Below are 18,626 nucleotides of genomic sequence, written 5' to 3'. Positions count from 1 at the left end.
CGGCGCTCGCGCACCCTCATGCCGCGCTGACACCGTCGCTGGCGGCCGGCTTTTCGAGCATCGCCATCCGGACATGGCGGGTGGCAACCGGGGAGGCGGCCGCAATATTGGCAAAAAGCGGGCCGGCGCCGTGAAATTTGCCATAGCCGACCCGCAACACGGCTGGTGTATTCTCTTGCGATCGTTCACCGCGAGGAGCAATGACCATGGCAAGCATCAACAACAATCTGACTACGGGCGTGCTGACCGGGACGCCGAGCGACGACTACTTCGCCGACAATGGCACCGGCGCAGTAACTATGGTCGGCGGCATGGGCAACGACTTCTACGTCGTCGACAGCAGTACTGACGTCGTCCTCGAATACAACGCCAAGGTCGAGGGCGTCGACACCGTTGCGATCTACACGACCGGATTGGCCGGCTACACGCTCGCCGAAAACGTCGAGAACCTGATCGTCGGCGTCAGCGCCACCGCCGGCACCTATAACGGCAACACCGGCGACAACACCATCGACGCCTCGGCGCATACCGGGACGAATACCCTGAACGGCGGCGCGGGCATCGACAACCTGATCGGCGGCAGCGGCAACAATACCCTCGACGGCGGCACCGGGGCCGACACCATGACCGGCGGCGGCGGTAACGACACCTACTGGGTCGACAACGCCGCGGACAAGATCGTCGAACTTGCCGCCGGCGGAACGGACACGGTCAACGCCACCATGTCCTACGTGCTCTCGGCCGAACTCGAGAACCTCACCCTGCAGGCCGGCTACAGCCAGGCGATCTCGGGCACCGGCAACGCTTCGAACAACACCATCACCGGCAACGAATTCAACAACACCCTGATCGGCGGCGGCGGCAACGACAACCTGAATGGCGGTGTCGGCAACGACACCCTCGACGGCGGCGACGGCACCGACACCCTGACCGCGAGCAGCGGCGACGACCGCCTGCTCGGCGGCGCAGGCAACGACACGCTGAACGCCTCGGCGAGCAGCGGCAACAATTTCCTCGACGGCGGCGCCGACGTTGACATCATGACCGGCGGCAGCGGCAACGACACCCTGCTCGGCGGCACCGGCAACGACACCCTGACCGGCGGCGCCGGCAACGACACCCTCGACGGCGGCGACGGCAACGACTACCTCAAGGACACCAACAGCACCGGCAACGGCATCCTCAAGGGCGGCCTCGGCAACGACCTGCTGGTCGCCTACGGCACCAAGGGCACGACCATGGACGGCGGCGCCGGCAACGACATCCTGGTGCTGCTCGGCGCCAACGGCTCCGACGCCGGCTTCACCAAGTCCAACGTGCTGCAGGGCGGGCTGGGCAACGACACCTTCTACCTCCAAGCCGCCCCCTCGGCAACCAATGTGGTGGTGCTCGATGCGGGGGGCAACGACACCATCCGGCTGCAGGGCAACACGAACGGCGGCCGCATCGTCATGGGGCCGGACTGGTTTGCCGCGCCCGCCGACAACCAGCAGGGCACCAGCGTCGGCCTGGTCAGCCCCGGCGCGACCGAACTCACCCACTACACCCTCGCGACGGGTATCGAAAACCTGTTCGCCGATCTCGCGGCCACGGCCAAGTACCTGGTCGGCAACGACCTCGACAACGTGATCCGCGGCACCGATGCGGCCACCGGCGACGTGCTGCTCGGCGGCAAGGGCAACGACACCCTCGACGGCGGCACCGGCGCCGACAACCTGCTCGGCGGGGTCGGCAACGACCGCTATCTCGTCGACAACGTCAACGACACGGTGTTCGAGGACCTCGCGGCCACCGGCGGCGTGGACACCGTCTGGGCCTGGGTCAACTACCGCCTCGAGGCCGGCGTCGAAAACCTGACTTTCTTCGGCAGCAGCGCCATCAATGGCGGTGGCAACGAACTCAACAACATCATCATCGGCAACGACGGCGCCAACACCCTAGACGGCGGCAAGGGCGACGACAACATCCAGGGCGGCCTCGGCAACGACATCCTCTACGGTGGCGCCGGCAACGACACGCTGGATGGCGGCACGGGCAACGACCGGCTCTACGGTGGCGACGGCAACGACACCTACTGGGTCGATGCGGCCGGCGATACCCTGCGCGACATCGACGATACCGCCACCGGCACCAGCGGCAGCGACCTCGTCCGCGCGACAGCGTCCTACGCGCTGGCCAACGGCTCCTTCGTCGAGAACCTGACCCTCGAGCAGCTCGCGGGCACGGCCGACGGCCAGGGCAACGACCTGGCCAACGTCATCACCGGCAACACCTTCGACAACGTCCTGTCCGACGGCTCCTTCGATTGGTTCAACACCTCCACCTGGAGCGACGACGGCAAGAAGGACACCCTCGTCGGCGGTGCCGGCAACGACACCTACTTCACTGCGATCGGCACCGGCAGCGTCGATACCATCACCGACGCGACCGGCACCAATGACACGGTCGTGCTTTGGGTGGCGAACGCCGCCAATGCCGGCCTCAAGCTCGTCAGCAACCAGGTCGCGCTGACCCTGGGCGTTGCGAATGCCGGCACCGTCCCCGGCCTCAACCTGACCGGCATCGAGAACCTCGACCTGAGCAGCTATGGCCAGATGCATTCGGCGACCATGAGCTTCACCGGATTCAACATCCTGGGCTCGACCGTCGCCAACGTGATCTACGACTCGAATCTCGACGACACCATCGACGGCGGCGCCGGCAACGACACCATCTACGGCACCGCAGGAACGAACACCCTCAAGGGCGGTGCCGGCAACGACATCCTCGACGGCAGCATCGGCTTGGGAAACAGCCTCACGCCCACGCTCGGTACGGCCACCAACACCATGGCCGGCGGCCTCGGCGACGACAAGTATGTCTTTGGCCTCAACACCAACAACTCGATCTCCGCGGCCGGCGAGACCGGCGGCATCGACACCATCACCGCCACCGACCAGGCCATCGACCTCACTAGCGCGACCTACGGCGGCACGCCTGCCGTGGCGGGCACCGGGGTGATCGAGAAAGTGGTGGTCGACGCGACCGTCGCCGCGACGGCCTTCACCGTCACCGGCAACACCCTGAACAACGAATTGCAGCTCAGTTCCCATGCCGGTGGCGTGGCCGCGGTGGTCACGCTGGCCGGCGGCAAGGGCGACGATCTCTACGTCATCGGCAACGCGACGCAGGCCAACACGACGCCCTTCAACCTGAACCGGATGGACATCACCGAGGCCGCCGCTTCCGGCACCGACAAGGTCATTTCCTACGTCAACAACTACGTGCTGCAGGCCAATGTCGAAAACCTCGACCTCGGCACCCTGGACAACGGCGCCTTCGTCGCCAACGGCACCGGCAACAGCCTGGCCAACGTCATCAAGGGCAACGCCGGCAACAACACCATCGACGGCGGCAGCGGCAGCACCGGCACCGACACCCTGATCGGCGGCAAGGGCGACGACGTCTATGTCGTCCACACGGCAACCGACATCGTGACCGAACTCGTCAACGAGGGCACCGACATCATGGTCTTCAACCCCGCCGGGGCTGGCAAGATGACCCTGGCGGCCAATGTCGAGAACGGCTACCTGTGGGATTACGTCTCCGGCACCGGTACCTTCGCCGGCACCGAGCTGACAGGCAACGTGCTCGACAACGTGCTCTACGGCAACCAGCTGGCCAATACGCTCGACGGCGGTGCCGGCAATGATGTCCTTTACGGCAGCATCTCGAACATCAACGGCACCCAGGGCGAGGACGGCAACAACATCGACACGCTGAAGGGCGGTCTCGGCGATGACGCCTTCTACGTCTATAACTTCGACACCGTGACCGAGGTGGCAGCGGGCGGCACCGACATCGTCTACCTCAAGGGCAACAACGCCAGCTACGCGCTCGAGAACGAAGTCGAGAACCTCACCGTCCAGAACACCGCGGTGACGACGGTGAATGGCAACGCTCTCGGCAACATCATCGACTCCTCCGGTGGTTCGACTGCGGCGCAGACGATCGACGGCATGGCCGGCAACGACACAATCACCGGTTCCTCCGGCGGCGACATCATCTATGGCGGCACCGGCGCCGACACGATGTACGGTGGCAATGGCGGTGACAACTATTGGGTCGGCAATGCCGGTGACGTGGTCATCGACACGGGCACCGTCGGTACCGACGTTGTTCACATTTACAGCAATTCGGGTGCCAGCCACGATACGGAGTCCACGGCGTTGCGTGCCTTCAGTCTGGCGAGCAACGGCATGGGTGTTGACACTCTCGATGTCGTCAGCACTGTGGCAGGGGCGCAGTACTGGTTCGAAGGCAACGAACTGCTCAACACGATCAGCTTCGACAATAGCGTCGGTTCGTCGGTGTTCATGCAAGGCGGGGGCGGAAACGATACGCTGCTCATCGTTAATAGTCTCACCGGCAGCAGCAAACTGGATGGCGGCGCCGGCGACGATGCGCTGACCGGTGGCGGTAGCGCCGACATCCTCATCGGCGGCATGGGCAACGACACGCTGACGGGCAACGGCGGCGCCGACGTCTTTGTCTTCGATTCACCAGCCACCATCTCGGGCTCGGATACCATCAACGACTTCGTGAGTGGCACCGACGTCTTACAGCTTACCTCGTGGGCTCCGGTGGACGTAGGCAATTTGCGCATCGGCGGCGGTTTTACCACGGCGGCCGATGGCAACGACTTCCTCATTTACGATTCGACCACCGGCAACCTCTACTACGATGCCGACGGAAGCGGAGGCGCGTTTACGGCTGTCCAGTTCGCGACGCTGACTGGTGCGCCGACCTTGGCGTACACCGATTTCGCGATTGCTTAGGTCGTACGGCACGGAGTCCGCGAGATGCCTCGGCGTTTCGTGGATAGTGTAGGAGAGGAACCGCCCCGCTCGCACGCAATGGAGCGGGGCGCATTTTTTCAGCGCCTTGCGCGCTGAGTCTTGTGTTGGCCCGCGAGTGAAGCGGAGAAGATAGTGGAAGCAAACAACGGACGCATCGAGGCCAATCTCGTCGATATCGAGACGCGCTGTGTCAGCCATGTCACGCTGGCCTGGCGCGACGGGCTCATCGTCGAAATCGCGCGCCATGGTTCGCCCGATCCCGCGCTGCCCTGCCTGCTGCCGGGTTTCGTCGACGCCCACGTGCATATCGAAAGCTCCATGCTGGTGCCGAGCGAGTTCGCCCGCCTGGCGGTACGCCACGGCACGGTGGCGGCGGTCAGCGACCCGCACGAGATCGCCAATGTCCTCGGCGAAGAGGGCGTGCGCTTCATGCTCGACAACGCCGCATCCACCCCTTTCCGCATCCTCTTCGGTGCGCCCGCCTGCGTGCCGGCCACGCCCTTCGAAACGGCCGGCGCGACGCTCGACGCCGCGGCCGTGGCACGCCTGCTCGACGATCCGCGCATCGGCTACCTCTCAGAGATGATGAACTTCCCCGGCGTGCTCGCCGGCGACCCCGAGGTGCAGGCCAAGCTCGCCGCCGCGCGGGCGCGCGGCCTGCCGGTCGACGGCCATGCGCCCGGCCTGCGCGGCGGGGAGGCGCGGCGCTATGCCGCCGCCGGCATCCTCACCGACCACGAGTGCCGCGGCATCGAAGAGGCCGAGGACAAGCTCGCCGCCGGCATGAAGATCCTGATCCGCGAGGGCTCGGCCGCTCGCGACTTCGACGCCTTGCACCCGCTGATCGACCGTCATGCCGGGCGGCTGATGTTCTGCAGCGACGACAAGCATCCCGACGACCTCGCCGCCGGGCACATCGACCGCCTCGTCGCGCGCGCCGTCGCCGCGGGCCACGACCTGTTCGACGTGCTGCGCATCGCCTGCCTCAATCCGATCGAGCACTACCGCCTGCCGCTCGGCCGCCTGCGCCTCGGCGATCCCTTCGATGCGGCGCTGGTCGCCGACCTCGTCGACTTCCGCCCCCGTGCCACCTGGCTGCGCGGCGTCCTCGCAGCCCAGGACGGGCGCTGCCTGCTCGCGCCGGTGCCGGTCGTGGCGGCCAACCGCTGGCAGGCGCGGCCCATCGTTCCGGACGACCTGCGCGTGGAGGTCGAGGGCGCGGCCCTGCGCGTCATCGTGGCGACCGACGGCGAGCTGGTCACCCGGGAGATCCACGCCAGCCCGCGCCGTGGCGACGGCCGCTGGCTGCCCGATCCGGCGCAGGACCTGCTGCTGTTGCTGGTGATGAACCGCTATCGCCCCGCGCCGCCGGCGCTGGCCTTCGTCCGCGGCTTCGGCCTCGGGCGTGGCGCGCTCGCCTCTAGCGTCGCCCATGACTCGCACAACCTGGTCGCGGTCGGCGCCGATCTCGACGACCTGCTGCTCGCGGTCAATGCACTGGTCGCGGCCGGCGGCGGCATCGCGGTCGCCGGCGGCGGCAGGGTCGAGCGCCTGCCGCTGCCCGTGGCCGGGCTGATGAGCGACGCCGACGGCGACACCGTGGCCGCGCGCTACGCCGAACTCGACGCGCTGGCGCGCGGCCTCGGCGGCAAGCTGCGCGCGCCCTTCATGACGCTTTCGTTCATGGCGCTGCTGGTGATTCCCGAGCTCAAGCTCAGCGACCGGGGCCTGTTCGACGGCCGCAGCTTCGGCTTCGTCCCCAACGCCGTCGCGGCCTGAGCGCCGGCCGCCACACGGAAGGAAGCCCCATGATCGTCCTCTTCACCGACTACGGCTGGCGCGACCCTTACGTCGGCCAGCTCAAGGCCGTGCTCGCGCGCGAGGCGCCGGGCGTGGCGGTGATCGACCTGCTGCACGACGCGCCGGATTTCAACGCCCACGCCGGTGCCCACCTGCTCGTCGCGCTGGTTCCCGAGTTCCCGGTCGGCAGCGTCTTCGTCTGCGTCGTCGATCCGGGCGTCGGCGACCCGCGCGGCGCCGTCGCCATCGAGGCCGACGGCCGCTGGTTCGTCGGCCCCGACAACGGCCTGCTCTCCGTCGTCGCCGCCAGGGCCCGACAGGTGCGCCGCTTCGGCATTGCCTGGCGACCCGAGCGCCTGTCCGCCAGCTTCCACGGCCGCGATCTCTTCGCTCCCGTCGCCGCCTGGATCGCCGCCGGTCGCCCGCCAGCGGAGCGCCTGCGGCCCATCGCGGCGCTCGAAGGCAGCTTCGACGCATCCGACCTGCCGCGCGTGATCTACATCGACCACTACGGCAACTGCTGGACGGGGCTGCGCGGCGGCCTCATGTCAGGCGAGGAAACGCTCGACGTTAAGGGCCGGCGCCTGCCCCACCGCCGCGTCTTCAGCGAAGCGGAGAAGGGTGAGGCTTTCTGGTACGTCAACAGCGTGGGATTGGTGGAGATCGCCGCCAACCGCACGAGTGCGGCAGAGCTGTTGAAAGTCGGCGTAGGCGACACGGTGAGGATCGCGGGTGGAACGGCCGGGGCGCTGCATTAGACGGCCTTGTTCCACGTTCGCCGGCGCTGAACTGCCATGCAGTAACATCAACTATTCGAGTCTGTGAACGAAGTAAACGGAAATGACAAATCTTCAAGAAGCGATCTTCCTGCTGCAATACACCGCCCAGAACATCGCCATGTTCTCGGGTGGACTGTTTGCGGGAGCCGCGATATATATCAGTCTCACCGAATGCCCTCCGCGCACGTCGCTGACCCCGGACGGTCTGCTGGCGCTCTACCGCTCGATCGCCAGACGCACCAACGGACTACTCACGGCGTTTGCCGCGGTGACGGCGCTGACTGCGATTCCTGCGGCCATTGCGGGTGCCGGGATCCTGTGGCTGATTGGTGGGGTGACGCATGCGGGGATCGTGGCATTCCTGCTCACAAATGCCAAGCGCATTGAAACTGAGCTGGATCATCTCGATGCGCGCGCCGATTCTGCAGGCAAGAGCAAGCGCCTGATACATCAGCGGTCGTTGCAGTTCGGCATCCTCAGTCTGGCCGGACTGTTTGCCCAATATCTGTTTGTCGTGGGCAGGTAGCAGCGGCGGCGACGATCAGGCAGTCGGCGAGCCTGAAGCCGGCGAAGGTAGCGTATACATCGGGATCGAGGCGATCGCCGTTCATGGCGTCGCTGCCGGGCGCGGCTCGAGCACGATCCAGACCTGCGCGTCGTAGGGGAGCCTGCCCTTGCCGCCATCGGGAAGGATGTCCCTGGCCTTGGTCACGAGCACCTTCTCGACCGAGACGGTGCGCACGGCCCGGGGCGTGGCGGCGAAGGGGGCATCGAGGCGGCGCAGGAATTCGGGCCGGGAGAGCAGGGCGGTGACGAAGCCGTTGATGTCGCCGTTGCGATCGCGGCCGCGCGCGGCGTCCCAGCGCGGATCCCGCAGCGCGGTGCGGGCGATGTACTCCGAGATCCACGGCAGGTTCACGGCGCGGCCGAGGCTCATGCCGCGCAGTGGCGGCGCCGCGTCGCCGCGGCTCGCGAGCCAGGCGGAGATAAGTGCGGCGTAGGTCGCTTCGTCGATGATGCAGCTGCGGAAGGCGTCGCGGTGCGGACGCAGCGCGGCGGTCTCGAGGTCGCGGTGATTCTCGACGTAGGGCTCGCAGCCCTCCTGCGCGATCGCCGCGCCGACGCAGGCGCAGAGCGCCGCGGCGAGCAGCGCGTGGCGAGGTTTCACCCGAGCAGGCGGAAGGCGGCCCCGGCCCCCGGCGGCACCTTGTCGATGGGTTCGAAGGCGTAGCCTTCGCCGGCGGCCTCGCGCACGGCGCCGGTGACCAGGATCTCGCCGGCCCTGGCGATGTCCTCGCCGAGCTTGGCCGCGGCATTGACCTGGTTGCCGTAGACGTCGCGATCGCCGATGCGCAGCACGCGGCCGAAGCCGAGGCCGACGCAGAGGCGGACCTGCTCGGCCGCGTCGCGCGTGGTGCTGTAGTCGCGGCAGGCCTGCTGCATGGCGCGGGCGCAGTCGATGGCCTTGGTGACGTTGCGGAAGATCACCAGCATGCTGTCGCCCTCGACCTTGAGCAGGATGCCGTCGTCGGCATCGATGCGGGGAATCAGCAGGCGCTGCGATTCGTAGATGACCTGGAGGAAATGGATGATGCCGAAGGAGGCGACGCCGCTGGAAAAGCCGGCGAGGTCGGTGAACATCACCGCCCATTCCTCGCCAAAGAGGTCCCAGATGCGCGCGTCGATCTCGGCCTTGTCGGCGCCGGGACGCAGGCGTTCGGCGATGAGCTTCTCGAGGCGGTCTTCGGAGGCGCTGAGGCCGACGTTGCGGGCGTAGGTCATGGTCGCTGTTGCTTCAGCAGGCGATGCAGCGCATTGCACCACGCCAGCGTCAGATGCGCCAGTGCCGCGTAGAAGGGCAGCTCGGCGCGCTGCCCCAGCCGCGCGGCGAAGTCGGGCAGCCAGCGCAGCAGGTGTTCGTCCATCATGCGGACGAGGTTGGCCGCGGCGGGCTTGGGACGACGCAGCGCGTGGGCGATGTACTGCAGCTGCAGCACGAGGTGATCGTCGGGGCGCTTGCGCCAGTCGGGCGCGGCCAGGCCGGCGGCGGCATAGACCTCGCGCAGGGCGAACATCGGCTCCTGGCAGTGCAGGTGGTCTTCGTCGAGCCAGAAGGACTCGCAGGGCGAGACGTTGTAGGCGCCGGTCAGGTAGACGGCGGCGTATTCGACGGCCAGCGCGTCGATGTCGGCTGCGGCGGGCGGGTTCGGGACGTAATGGTTGAGCGCGGCCGCCATCGATTGCCATGCGCGCTGGTCCTCGGGCGTCGGCGGCAGCAGCGCGAGGTTGGCGGGGAAATCGACCTCGCGCAGCGCGGCGAGCGTTGCCGCGTCGAGCTCGCGGTCGTGCAGGCGGGCGAGCGTCTCCGCGTCTCCCGCCAGCTCCGCCCAGATGTCGGCGCTCAAACCTTACCCTTGGAGTGAGGCACGAAGGCGATCGAGGGTTTGGTCAGCTCGGGATTCGCCATGTTCTTCACCTGGCGCACCGGCTTGTCGTTGGGTCCGATGGCCTTGGTGGCATGGGTGCCGTCCCACAGCTTGTCGATGGGGCCGATGTCGAGCACGCGCATCATGCAGGCCATCACGCAGTAGGGCTTGCGGCCGGCCTCGATTTCGTCGACGCACATGTTGCACTTCTTGACGATCTGCTCGGCCGGGTCCCACTGCGGGGCGCCGTAGGGGCAGGCGGCTTCGCACTTGCGGCAGCCGATGCACAGCGTGCTGTCGATGTCGACGATGCCGTCGCTCTCGCGCTTCCAGATCGCGCCGGTGGGGCAGGTCGGCAGGCAGGCCGGCTCGGCGCAGTGGTTGCAGCTCATGTTCACCTTGTAGGCGAACACGTCGGGGTAATGGCCGCCCTCGACGTACATGACGCGGCGGAAGCGCGGCCCCGGGCCGAGGCCGTTCTTGTCCTTGCAGGCGATCTCGCAGGCGCGGCAGCCGATGCAGTCGACGTTGTTGTGCACGAAGCCGAGCTGCACCGCGGGCTTCACCGGTTCGTAGGTCTGCGCCACCTTGCGCTGCAGGGCGGTCTTGACCTCTTTCATGTCGAGTTTTTTGGCCATTTCAGTTCTCGCCTGCATCTTGCGCTGTCTGCAACGCATGAAATGCGTTTATTCGAGCTTCGCGCGCGCCAAGGGTGGCGGGTGGCCGACGCTGCTCATGTCCCCCGGCACGGGCACAGCCCGTCCCTCCTCCTTTACTTCGCTGCGTCGGCCACCCGCCACCCTTGGCGGAATACGAAGGAACTTCGCTGCTGCAAAACACCCACGGTTTTCCCCGATGGGGATGGTGGGGTGTTCTGCTCGGCGAAGTAAAGGAGGAGGCGGCGGCCGCAGGCCGACGCCGGGGGACATGAGCGGAGCGGAATGCCCCACCATCCCCATCGCGCACCTGCCGAAATATCGGGATGAATGTCATCTAGGTATCCCTGCGGAAGACGATGGAGCGCGCGGTGACCAGCGAATCCCAGCCGGGGCGATGCTCGAGTTGCGTCTTCTTCACGTTGACGAGGATGGTGTTGTAGGCGAAGGCGCCGGCCGGGCTCGGCTCGTCGAGTGTGAGGAAGTCGGGGTTGCCGGCGCGGTCGACGCCGTTCTTGTCGAGGTCCATCCACACGCCCTCGTGCAGCACCGCCACGCCCGGCATGCAGCGCTCGGTGACGTAGGCCGGCACCACGCATCGGCCGCGGTCGTTCCAGACCTCGACGATGTCGCCGGTGACGATGCCGAGCCGGGCGGCATCGGAGGCGGCGAGCGTGATCTCCTGCTGGTAGGTCTCGCGCAGCCAGGGGATGTTGTTGAAGATCGAGTGGGTGCGCCAGCGCGGGTGCGGCGTGATGAGGTGGAAGGGGAACTGCTTGACCTTCGGATGGTTGAGCGACTCGAAGGGTTCGATCCATTTCGGGATCGCCGGGATGGGGTAGCCGTACTGCGTCTTGGTCCAGTCCTTCACCTGCGCCAGCGTGGTCGAAAATATCTCGATCTTGCCCGAGGGCGTCGGGAACGGCTCGCCCTCCTCGATCTGCTCGCGGAAGGCGACCAGCGGCTTGTCGAACTTGAACTTGTAGACGCCGCGGCGCTTGAACTCCTCCCACGACATCGTCACGCCCTGGTGGTCCTGTACCTTCTTCCACCATGCGACGAGGTAGGCCTCGTCCACGGCGTCATCGTTGTCGAAATAGCTGCGGTCGGCGCGCGGGTTGTAGCGCCTGCCGAAGTCCTTGAGGCTGGGGTCGAGGGCCTCGAGGCGATAGGCCAGCTCGGTGAATATCTGGAAGTCGGTCTTCGATTCGCCCATCGGCGCGATGGTCTTGGGCCGGTGGATGTAGTAGTGGCCCTTGTACCAGGGCAGGGCGACGTCGTGGCGTTCGAAGTGGGTCGCCACCGGCAGCAGCACGTCGGCCCAGAGGCCGGAGGGGGTGATGGTCGAATCGGCGCAGACGACGAGCTCGAGCTTCTCGATCGCCTTGATTTCCTTGTTGATGTTGGTGAGCTGGTTGAACCAGTCGGAACCATGCCACCAGATGCCCTTGATGTTGGGGATCTTGCCGTCGAGTTCGTCGTCGCGCGGCCAGCAGCCGATCTCCTCGCGCTTGACGTTGGGGTAGTTGAGCACGCAGTGCGCCCAGCGGTCGGACTTGATCGAGGCCCACCAGAGGTTGGCGTTCTCGTCGTAGGGGTAGGCCACGCTCTCGGCGTGCCAGCCCTTGCCGACGCCCTCGGCGCAGCCGCCGAGGATGCCGATGTTGCCGGTCATCGCCTGCACCGCCGCGGCCATGCGGTTGTACTGCTCGCCGTAGGCGTTGCGACCCGGACCCCACGAGGCCTTGAGCGCGGCGGGCTTGGTGGTGGCGTACATGCGCGCCAGCTTGACGATGTCGGCGGCCTTGACGCCGCAGATCTGCTCGGCCCACTCGGGCGTCTTCGGCGTGTCGTCGGACTTGCCGAAGATGTAGTCCTTGAAGTTCTCGTGGCCTTTCGCCCATTCGGGCATGGTGCCGGCATCCATGCCCTGGCAGAACTTGTCGATGAACTTCTGGTCGTGCAGGTTCTCGCTGAAGATGACGTGGGCCATCGCGGCGAGCATGGCGGCGTCGGTGTTGGGCTTGATCGGGATCCACCAGGCGTCGTAGGTGGCGGCCGAGTCGGTGTATTGCGGGTCGATCAGTACGAACTTGCAGCCGTTCTGCTTGGCCAGGCGCATGTAGTAGAAGGTATTGCCGCCGTGGAAGGTGTAGGCCGGGTTCCAGCCCCACATGATGATGAGCTTGCTGTGGGCGAAGGCATCGTCTTCGTTGCCGTCCTCGATGGTGCCGAAGGTCATGCGGCTGCTGAAGGTGGTGCCCTGGTAGCTCGGCACCGACCACGAATTGGTGCGGCAGCCGAACATGCCGAGGAAACGCGCCAGCAGGCCCTCGATCTGGTCGGACTTGTGCAGCGCGCCGTAGGAAGTGCCCGCGTAGGCCTGGTCGAGCATCGCGGTGGGGCCGTAGTTCTTCTTCAGCTCGATCATCTTCTTGGCGATGAAATCGAGGGCCTCGTTCCACGATACGCGCTTGAACTTGCCCTCGCCGCGCTTGCCGACGCGCATCATCGGATAAAGGAGGCGTTCCGGCGAGTAGAGCCGCGCGCGATAGGAGCGGCCGCGCAGGCAGGCGCGCAGCTGCGGTTCTTCGGCGGTGTCCTTGCCGAAGGATCCGTTCTCCTGGTAGCGGCCGTCGTCGGTGGACAGGCGCACGATGACGTCGCCCTTCTTGTGCGCGACCAGCATGTGGCGCGAGCCGCAGTTGTGGTCGCAGCTGGTGACCACGGTGGTGAGCTGGTCGTCGGTGTAGTGCGGCGCGTAGGCGAAGGCCTGGGCCTCCTTCTTCTGCGTCGCCAGCTCGACCAAGCCGCCGGCAGCGGACAGTGCCGCGCCGGCGGCGGCCGTCTTCATGAAGCTGCGGCGGCCGGGATTCAGGATGTTCTTGATCCAGTCAGGGGTCGGTTTCATGGTTCAGTGTTCTGCCGGTTTGGAAGTTGCGGACTGGATCAGGAAGCGCATCTCGGAGTGGCGCGGGCGCAGGCGTGCCCATTCGGGCGTGCCCTCGGGCATGCCGGGCCAGGGGTTGCGCGCATACGGGTAGCTGATGCGGTACCACGGGCGGCCGCCGTGGCAGCCGTAGCAGACGTCGCCGCCGGTCTTCTCGACGCCGGCGGCCTTCTCGATGGCCTCGGCGTTGAGGTAATCGACCTGGTGGCGGTTGGTGCGGATCGCCGAGTGACAGGAGAGGCAATTGTTCTGGAAAGTGTCCCTGACCTGCGTCCAGGGGCCGGTGAGGCCGATCATCACCGGCCAGTTCATCTGGCCGTGGCACTTGAGGCAGCTGGTCTCGGGATTGACCTGCTTCCTCAGCGTGAAGCCGTTGTCGCTCTGCGGCGCCGAGGTGGCCGAGGAGCCCTGCGCCTCGTCGCGCGGGTCGTGGCCCTCGTGGCAGGTGTTGCACTTGAGGTTCATCAGCTGCCTGGCCATCGGCGTGACGAGGTGGCGGCGATGGAAGGTGTCCTGCTCGCCCTGGTAGGTGGAGATCTGCTGGTACCAGGCCTTGCTTTCGGCCGCCTTGACGCCGGCGGGGGAGATGGCACGCACCTTGTCCTCCAGCACTTCCCTATGGCAGACGAGGCACTGCGCGTCGGTTGCGCTCGCGATCGCGGGCTTGAAGTGCAGCGGGCTGTAGATCGCGCGCAGGTGCTGGCCGGCGTGGTCGCCGGCATTGGCCTGGGGCAGGGTCTGCACGCCCGTGCCGCTCATCGCGGCCCAGACGGAGGCGGCGATCACTGCCGCTACCAGTATCCATCTCAACATGATGTCGTTCTCTCGCAGCTTGAATTCATGGCGACCCGCTCAGGGCGCGGCCTTCTGTGGGGCATGCAGGCCACGCAGGTCGTAGGGGGCGGGCATGCCGGGGTGCGTGAATGGGTTGTACCAGGCGCCCTGGTGGTCGAGGAACTTGAGGATGCTCTCGGGAGGGGGTGCCGTGACGCCGCGCAATGCCGCCGCGCGCCAGGCATCGCTGCGCGCGAATTCCTTGATCGTGGGGGCATCGGCCGGACGCTGGTAGGGCGCAAGACCGGCGACGGGGTAGGGCGAGGCATTGGCCGCTGCCGCCGGCAATGCGGCAAGCCAGGATAGTCCTAACAGCATGTTGCCGAATGTGCGCACGATGGGTTTCATTCTCTTGCCACTCTTTCGCCAAGGAAAGAACGCCTAAAAGGGGCCGACGGGGCGCCCACCCCATCGGCCAAGTCATGAGCAAACTGCAAACTGCCTTGCTGCCTTACTTCTTGCCTTCCATGCCGGACATGCCCTTCTGGCCTTCCATGCCGGACATGCCGGACATTCCCTTCTGACCCGACATGCCGCTCATGCCCTTCTGGCCCTCCATGCCGGACATGCCCTTTTGGCCTTCCATGCCGGACATTCCTGACATGCCTTCCTGACTCTTCTTCTTGGCCTTCTTCTTGCCTTCCATGCCGGACATGCCTTCCATGCCCTTCTGGCCTTCCATCCCGGACATGCCCTTCTGACCCGACATGCCGCTCATGCCCTTCTGGCCTTCCATCCCGGACATGCCCTTCTGGCCTTCCATGCCAGCCATGCCGGACATGCCTTTCTGGCCCTCCATCCCGCTCATGCCTTTCTGGTCGGCGGCATTGGCGGAAACGGCGAAGCCGAGGGACATTGCAACGACGAGTAGCGATTTGACCATCCTGTTTTCTCCTGGGTTTTGACATTGATCACGTCAGCTGCGGATTCCGCCGAGCTGCCGGGCACGGCGAAGCCGGTCGGCTTGCGCGTTGCCCATGGACTTAACAGCACGTCCCGTGCCACCCCATCAGGGCTATCCTAACCATCTGTTCTAATGGAATAAACCGATTCCGCCCGGGGCTCGCCTCGGACGGTTACCTGACGAAATGACATGCCCAAATCTGCCAAATTGGCAGACGGATGGGCTCAGCGCACGCCGTATTTTTCGATCAGGCGGTAGATGTTGCGTTCGCTGATGCCCAGCACGGCGGCGGCCTTCTGCCGATTGCCGCCATGCCTGGCCAGGACCTGCGCCAAATAGGTGCGCTCGATTTCCTCGAGGTCGGGCTCGCCGGCGAAGCGCAAGGTCACGTCGCTGCCACTGCCGCGCGGGATGAAGCCGAGGTGCTCGGCGCGGATCTCGAGGCCCGGGCGGGCGACGATCACGGCGCGTTCGATCGCGTTGCGCAGTTCGCGGACATTGCCGGGCCACGCGTGGTCGCGCAGCAGCGACATCGCCTCGGCGGTGATCGTCAGGGGCGCGACGCGGCTGAACTCGGCGGCGAAGTGGCGCGCCAGTGGTTCGATGTCCTCGCGTCGCTCGCGCAGCGGCGGCACGGTGATGACGAAGCGCGACAGGCGGAAGTAGAGGTCGCTGCGGAAGCTGCCTTCCTCGCTCATCCGCGCGATGTCGCGGTTGGTGGCGACGACGAAGCGCGCGTCGGTGGACAGCGTCTTGGTGCCGCCCAGACGGCGGAAGGTGCCGCTCTCCATCACGCGCAGCAGCTTGGCCTGGATCGCCGCGCCGACGTCGCCGATCTCGTCGAGGAACAGCGTGCCGTCGACGGCTTCCTCGATCAGGCCCTTCTTCTGGCGGTCGGCGCCGGTGAAGGCGCCGCGCTCGTGGCCGAACAGTTCCGACTCGAACAGGCTTTCCTGCAGGCCGCAGCTGTCGACCGTCACCATCTCGCGGCCGGCGCGCGCGCTGTGCTGATGGATGGCCTGGGCCACCATCTCCTTGCCACTGCCGGATTCGCCGAGGATCAGCACGGTCGCATCGGTCGGTGCCACGGCGTCGATCATGGCACGGACCTCGCGCATGGCGCGACTGTCGCCGATCAGCGATGCGGGGCGACGCGAGGCGAGGCGGTTGCGGTAGAACTGGTTGAAGCGCTTCAGCTCGGCGTTCTCGAGCACGCGACGCACGGTCAGCTCGAGCTCGTCGAGGTCCACGGGCTTGGTCAGGTAGTCGGTGGCGCCCTGACGGATGGCGCTGACGGCATTGCGGATGGAGCCGAAGCCGGTGAGCACGATCACCGGGTACTGGCCGCGCAGTTCCTCGATGATGCGGTCGCCGTCGGAGTCCGGCAGCTTGAAGTCGAGGATGATCGCATCCGGCTCCATCTCGGCCAGCCGCGCCTGTCCCTCGCGCCAGCTGGCGGCGCCCACGGCGGTGAAGCCCATGCCCTCGAGCTGGCGCAGCAGCAGTTTGTTGAAGGTGGCGTCGTCATCGACGACGAGCAGGGTCTTTTTCATGGCGGGGAATTGCCGGGCGTGCCGGCGAGCGCGAGGTGGATGGTGAAGCGCGTGCCTTGCCCGGGCAGGCTGTCGACGGCGACGCGGCCGCCGAAGCGCTCGACGATGTTCTTGACGATGGTCAGGCCGAGGCCAGTGCCGGGCTCGCCGTCGCCGCGGCGGCTGAAGAAGGGGTCGAAGATCTGGGACAGGATTTCCTGCGGGATGCCCATGCCGTCGTCGGCGATCTCGATAGCCGCCTCGCCCGCTTCGACACCGACGCGCGCGGTGAGCCGCCCGCCGTGCGGCATCGCGTGGTGGGCGTTCTGCAGCAGGTTGAGCAGCACCATGCGCAGCTCGCCGTCGTCGGCGAGCACATGGACCGGGGTGTCGGGACGAAACAGCTGCTGTTCGATGCCGCGCGTCCGGGCGTCGAAATCGAGCAGGCGCAGGGTGTCGTCCATGGCGGCGCCGACGTCGATCAGCTGGCGGCGGGACGACGGGGCACGGGACAGCAGCAGCAGGCGCCGCGTCACGGCGATGCAGTTGTCGATCTCGTCGTCGATCAGCCCGAGGTAGTCGCTCACCCGCATGAGGTCGTGGCGCCCCTCGCGGATCTCGCGGCTCAAGCCCTGGACGCCGAGCCGGATCGAGGCCAGCGGGTTGTGGATCTCGTGGGCGACGCCCGCCGCCAGCAGGCCGAGCTCGGACAGGCGCTGCTCGTGCGAGACGCGGGCCGCTTCGGCGAGGTCGCGGATCGACTCGACCAGGTAGGCCGCGCCGTCGATGTCGACGCGGGCGGCGTGGATCTCGACCGGGAACAGGCTGCCGTCGGCGCGCAGGTGGCGATGGGTGGCCTTGAGGCGATCGCCGTGCGCAGGGCATTCCTGCAGCGGGCAGCTGACCAGGGTGGCGACGCAGGGCTGCTCGCGGCCGTGGCTGCTGTCGTGGCAGGCACGGCCGATCACCTCCGCGCGATCGCGGCCGAGTTGCGCGCAGTAGGCCCGGTTGGCGAGCACGATGGCCTTGTCGGCGACACGGATGACGCGGACGCCGTCGGGGAGTCCGTCGAGGACTTCCTGCAGGTAGGTCTCGTGCGCGCGGATGCGGGCCATCTGTTCGGCCAGCCGTTCGGCCATGCGGTTGAAGCGCTCGCCGAGGCGCGCCAGCTCGTCGTCGCCGCCGATGTCGACGCGGCGGTCGAGCTGGCCGCCTTCGATGGCGGCGCTGGCCTCGGCCAGGCGGGCCACCGGCTCGAGGACCCGGCGGCTGAGCAGGCGCCAGAGCAGGGCCAGCAGCAACAGCATCACGGCCACGCCGGCCCCGGCGAAGGCGAGGGCGCCGACCCAGGCCTGGCGGCGAATCTCCGCGGCGTCGTAGTCGACCACGAGGATGCCGTTGACCGGATTGACGGCGACCGGACCGTGGCAGGCGGTGCACTGGGCCTTGTTGGACACCGGGTTGACCGAGCGCAGCACCTCCGCGCCGTGCTCGTCCCGATCGAAGGCCGCCTGGGGGCCGACGCGCGGGTCGGCCGGCACCAGGTCCGGACGCCGGCTGTTGAGGGCGCCAGGCGCCGAGGCGAAGCGGACTTCGCCTTGCGGATTGAGGATCATGACGCCGCGTATGCCCGGCTGTTCGCCAAGGCGGCTGACGATGTCGGCCAGGCCGGGCACGTCGCGCTTGAGCATCGCGTTCTCGAGGGCGGCCTGCAGCAGCAGGTTGAAGCCGAGCGAGGCGTGACTGCGCTCCTTCTCCAGCTGGCCGCGGTAGGCGGCGAGGAACAGCGCCAGCATCAGCAGCGATACGCCGGCCGCGACCAAGGCGAGCCGGACCAGAACGTCTCGCTTGAGGGAACCGCCATTGGCCATGTTGCCATTATGGGCGAAAGCAACGCGGCGCGGCCA

Annotated in this window: 15 protein-coding genes; 4 read left to right on the top strand and 11 right to left on the bottom strand. The window is 67.0% G+C overall.

The features are described 5' to 3' along the window. Positions 1-16: 16 nt before the first annotated feature. Positions 17-217, bottom strand: coding sequence for a hypothetical protein (locus EJE94_RS00605; protein WP_124962370.1), 201 nt, complete (start codon positions 215-217; stop codon positions 17-19). Between EJE94_RS00605 and EJE94_RS00600 the strand changes: the two genes are divergently transcribed. From EJE94_RS00600 to EJE94_RS00585, 4 genes are all read left to right on the top strand, one after another. Beyond that, complete coding sequence (locus tag EJE94_RS00600) at positions 207-4,817, top strand: beta strand repeat-containing protein (RefSeq protein WP_165904717.1); 4,611 nt, start codon at positions 207-209, stop codon at positions 4,815-4,817. The two genes, EJE94_RS00605 and EJE94_RS00600, sit on opposite strands and share 11 nt — an antisense overlap. 153 nt (positions 4,818-4,970) lie before the next feature. After that, entirely contained in the window at positions 4,971-6,617 is a 1,647-nt protein-coding gene (gene ade, locus EJE94_RS00595; protein WP_207855620.1) for an adenine deaminase, read from the top strand. A 29-nt stretch (positions 6,618-6,646) separates the two neighbouring features. Next, positions 6,647-7,396 carry an SAM hydrolase/SAM-dependent halogenase family protein gene (locus EJE94_RS00590; protein ID WP_121239561.1) on the top strand — a complete coding sequence of 250 codons (750 nt, stop codon included), beginning with the start codon at positions 6,647-6,649 and terminating at the stop codon, positions 7,394-7,396. Between the two features lie 82 nt (positions 7,397-7,478). After that, the gene (locus EJE94_RS00585; RefSeq protein ID WP_121239560.1) at positions 7,479-7,943 is read left to right on the top strand and encodes a hypothetical protein; all 465 of its coding nucleotides are present in this window, start codon (positions 7,479-7,481) and stop codon (positions 7,941-7,943) included. Between the two features lie 81 nt (positions 7,944-8,024). Here the strand turns inward: EJE94_RS00585 and EJE94_RS00580 are convergent, their stop codons facing one another. The 10 genes from EJE94_RS00580 to EJE94_RS00535 form a co-directional block, all read right to left on the bottom strand. Beyond that, a complete protein-coding gene (locus EJE94_RS00580) occupies positions 8,025-8,585 on the bottom strand; it encodes a hypothetical protein (RefSeq protein ID WP_121239559.1) in 561 nt (186 codons plus the stop codon). Then, complete coding sequence (locus tag EJE94_RS00575) at positions 8,582-9,199, bottom strand: adenylate/guanylate cyclase domain-containing protein (RefSeq protein ID WP_121239558.1); 618 nt, start codon at positions 9,197-9,199, stop codon at positions 8,582-8,584. Before EJE94_RS00575 ends, EJE94_RS00580 begins: the two co-directional genes overlap by 4 nt. After that, a complete protein-coding gene (locus EJE94_RS00570) occupies positions 9,196-9,822 on the bottom strand; it encodes a TorD/DmsD family molecular chaperone (RefSeq protein WP_121239557.1) in 627 nt (208 codons plus the stop codon). Before EJE94_RS00570 ends, EJE94_RS00575 begins: the two co-directional genes overlap by 4 nt. Further along, complete coding sequence (locus tag EJE94_RS00565) at positions 9,819-10,481, bottom strand: 4Fe-4S dicluster domain-containing protein (protein WP_121239556.1); 663 nt, start codon at positions 10,479-10,481, stop codon at positions 9,819-9,821. The genes EJE94_RS00570 and EJE94_RS00565 overlap by 4 nt, the downstream gene beginning before the upstream one ends. A 355-nt stretch (positions 10,482-10,836) precedes the next feature. Further along, positions 10,837-13,410, bottom strand: coding sequence for a molybdopterin-dependent oxidoreductase (locus EJE94_RS00560; RefSeq protein ID WP_121239555.1), 2,574 nt, complete (start codon positions 13,408-13,410; stop codon positions 10,837-10,839). A 3-nt stretch (positions 13,411-13,413) separates the two neighbouring features. Next, positions 13,414-14,262: a cytochrome c3 family protein gene (locus tag EJE94_RS00555; protein WP_121239554.1), complete on the bottom strand. Its 849-nt coding sequence runs from the start codon at positions 14,260-14,262 to the stop codon at positions 13,414-13,416. A 39-nt stretch (positions 14,263-14,301) separates the two neighbouring features. Further along, positions 14,302-14,631, bottom strand: coding sequence for a hypothetical protein (locus EJE94_RS00550; RefSeq protein ID WP_207855617.1), 330 nt, complete (start codon positions 14,629-14,631; stop codon positions 14,302-14,304). Positions 14,632-14,734: 103 nt separating this feature from the next. Beyond that, positions 14,735-15,166 carry a hypothetical protein gene (locus EJE94_RS00545; protein ID WP_124962369.1) on the bottom strand — a complete coding sequence of 144 codons (432 nt, stop codon included), beginning with the start codon at positions 15,164-15,166 and terminating at the stop codon, positions 14,735-14,737. A gap of 245 nt (positions 15,167-15,411) precedes the next feature. Further along, positions 15,412-16,740: a sigma-54-dependent transcriptional regulator gene (locus tag EJE94_RS00540; protein ID WP_121239552.1), complete on the bottom strand. Its 1,329-nt coding sequence runs from the start codon at positions 16,738-16,740 to the stop codon at positions 15,412-15,414. Further along, positions 16,737-18,590 (bottom strand): sensor histidine kinase, encoded by a 1,854-nt coding sequence (locus tag EJE94_RS00535; protein ID WP_121239551.1) that lies wholly within the window; start codon positions 18,588-18,590, stop codon positions 16,737-16,739. The genes EJE94_RS00540 and EJE94_RS00535 overlap by 4 nt, the downstream gene beginning before the upstream one ends. Positions 18,591-18,626: the final 36 nt, after the last annotated feature.

It is taken from the genome of Sulfurisoma sediminicola (assembly GCF_003865015.1).
Lineage (GTDB): Bacteria > Pseudomonadota > Gammaproteobacteria > Burkholderiales > Rhodocyclaceae > Sulfurisoma > Sulfurisoma sediminicola.
The sequence above is the reverse complement of the archived record's forward strand: the minus strand, read 5'-3'. Positions and strand labels throughout refer to the sequence as shown.

Excerpts from the sequence above, each read along its gene's own strand:
- EJE94_RS00600 (WP_165904717.1), top strand. The coding sequence starts at position 207 with ATGGCAAGCATCAACAACAATCTGACTACGGGCGTGCTGACCGGGACG.
- EJE94_RS00605 (WP_124962370.1), bottom strand. The coding sequence starts at position 217 with ATGCTTGCCATGGTCATTGCTCCTCGCGGTGAACGATCGCAAGAGAAT.
- EJE94_RS00590 (WP_121239561.1), top strand. The coding sequence starts at position 6,647 with ATGATCGTCCTCTTCACCGACTACGGCTGGCGCGACCCTTACGTCGGC.
- EJE94_RS00585 (WP_121239560.1), top strand. The coding sequence starts at position 7,479 with ATGACAAATCTTCAAGAAGCGATCTTCCTGCTGCAATACACCGCCCAG.
- EJE94_RS00575 (WP_121239558.1), bottom strand. The coding sequence starts at position 9,199 with ATGACCTACGCCCGCAACGTCGGCCTCAGCGCCTCCGAAGACCGCCTC.
- EJE94_RS00565 (WP_121239556.1), bottom strand. The coding sequence starts at position 10,481 with ATGGCCAAAAAACTCGACATGAAAGAGGTCAAGACCGCCCTGCAGCGC.
- EJE94_RS00560 (WP_121239555.1), bottom strand. The coding sequence starts at position 13,410 with ATGAAACCGACCCCTGACTGGATCAAGAACATCCTGAATCCCGGCCGC.
- EJE94_RS00555 (WP_121239554.1), bottom strand. The coding sequence starts at position 14,262 with ATGTTGAGATGGATACTGGTAGCGGCAGTGATCGCCGCCTCCGTCTGG.
- EJE94_RS00550 (WP_207855617.1), bottom strand. The coding sequence starts at position 14,631 with ATGAAACCCATCGTGCGCACATTCGGCAACATGCTGTTAGGACTATCC.
- EJE94_RS00545 (WP_124962369.1), bottom strand. The coding sequence starts at position 15,166 with ATGGTCAAATCGCTACTCGTCGTTGCAATGTCCCTCGGCTTCGCCGTT.
- EJE94_RS00540 (WP_121239552.1), bottom strand. The coding sequence starts at position 16,740 with ATGAAAAAGACCCTGCTCGTCGTCGATGACGACGCCACCTTCAACAAA.
- EJE94_RS00535 (WP_121239551.1), bottom strand. The coding sequence starts at position 18,590 with ATGGCCAATGGCGGTTCCCTCAAGCGAGACGTTCTGGTCCGGCTCGCC.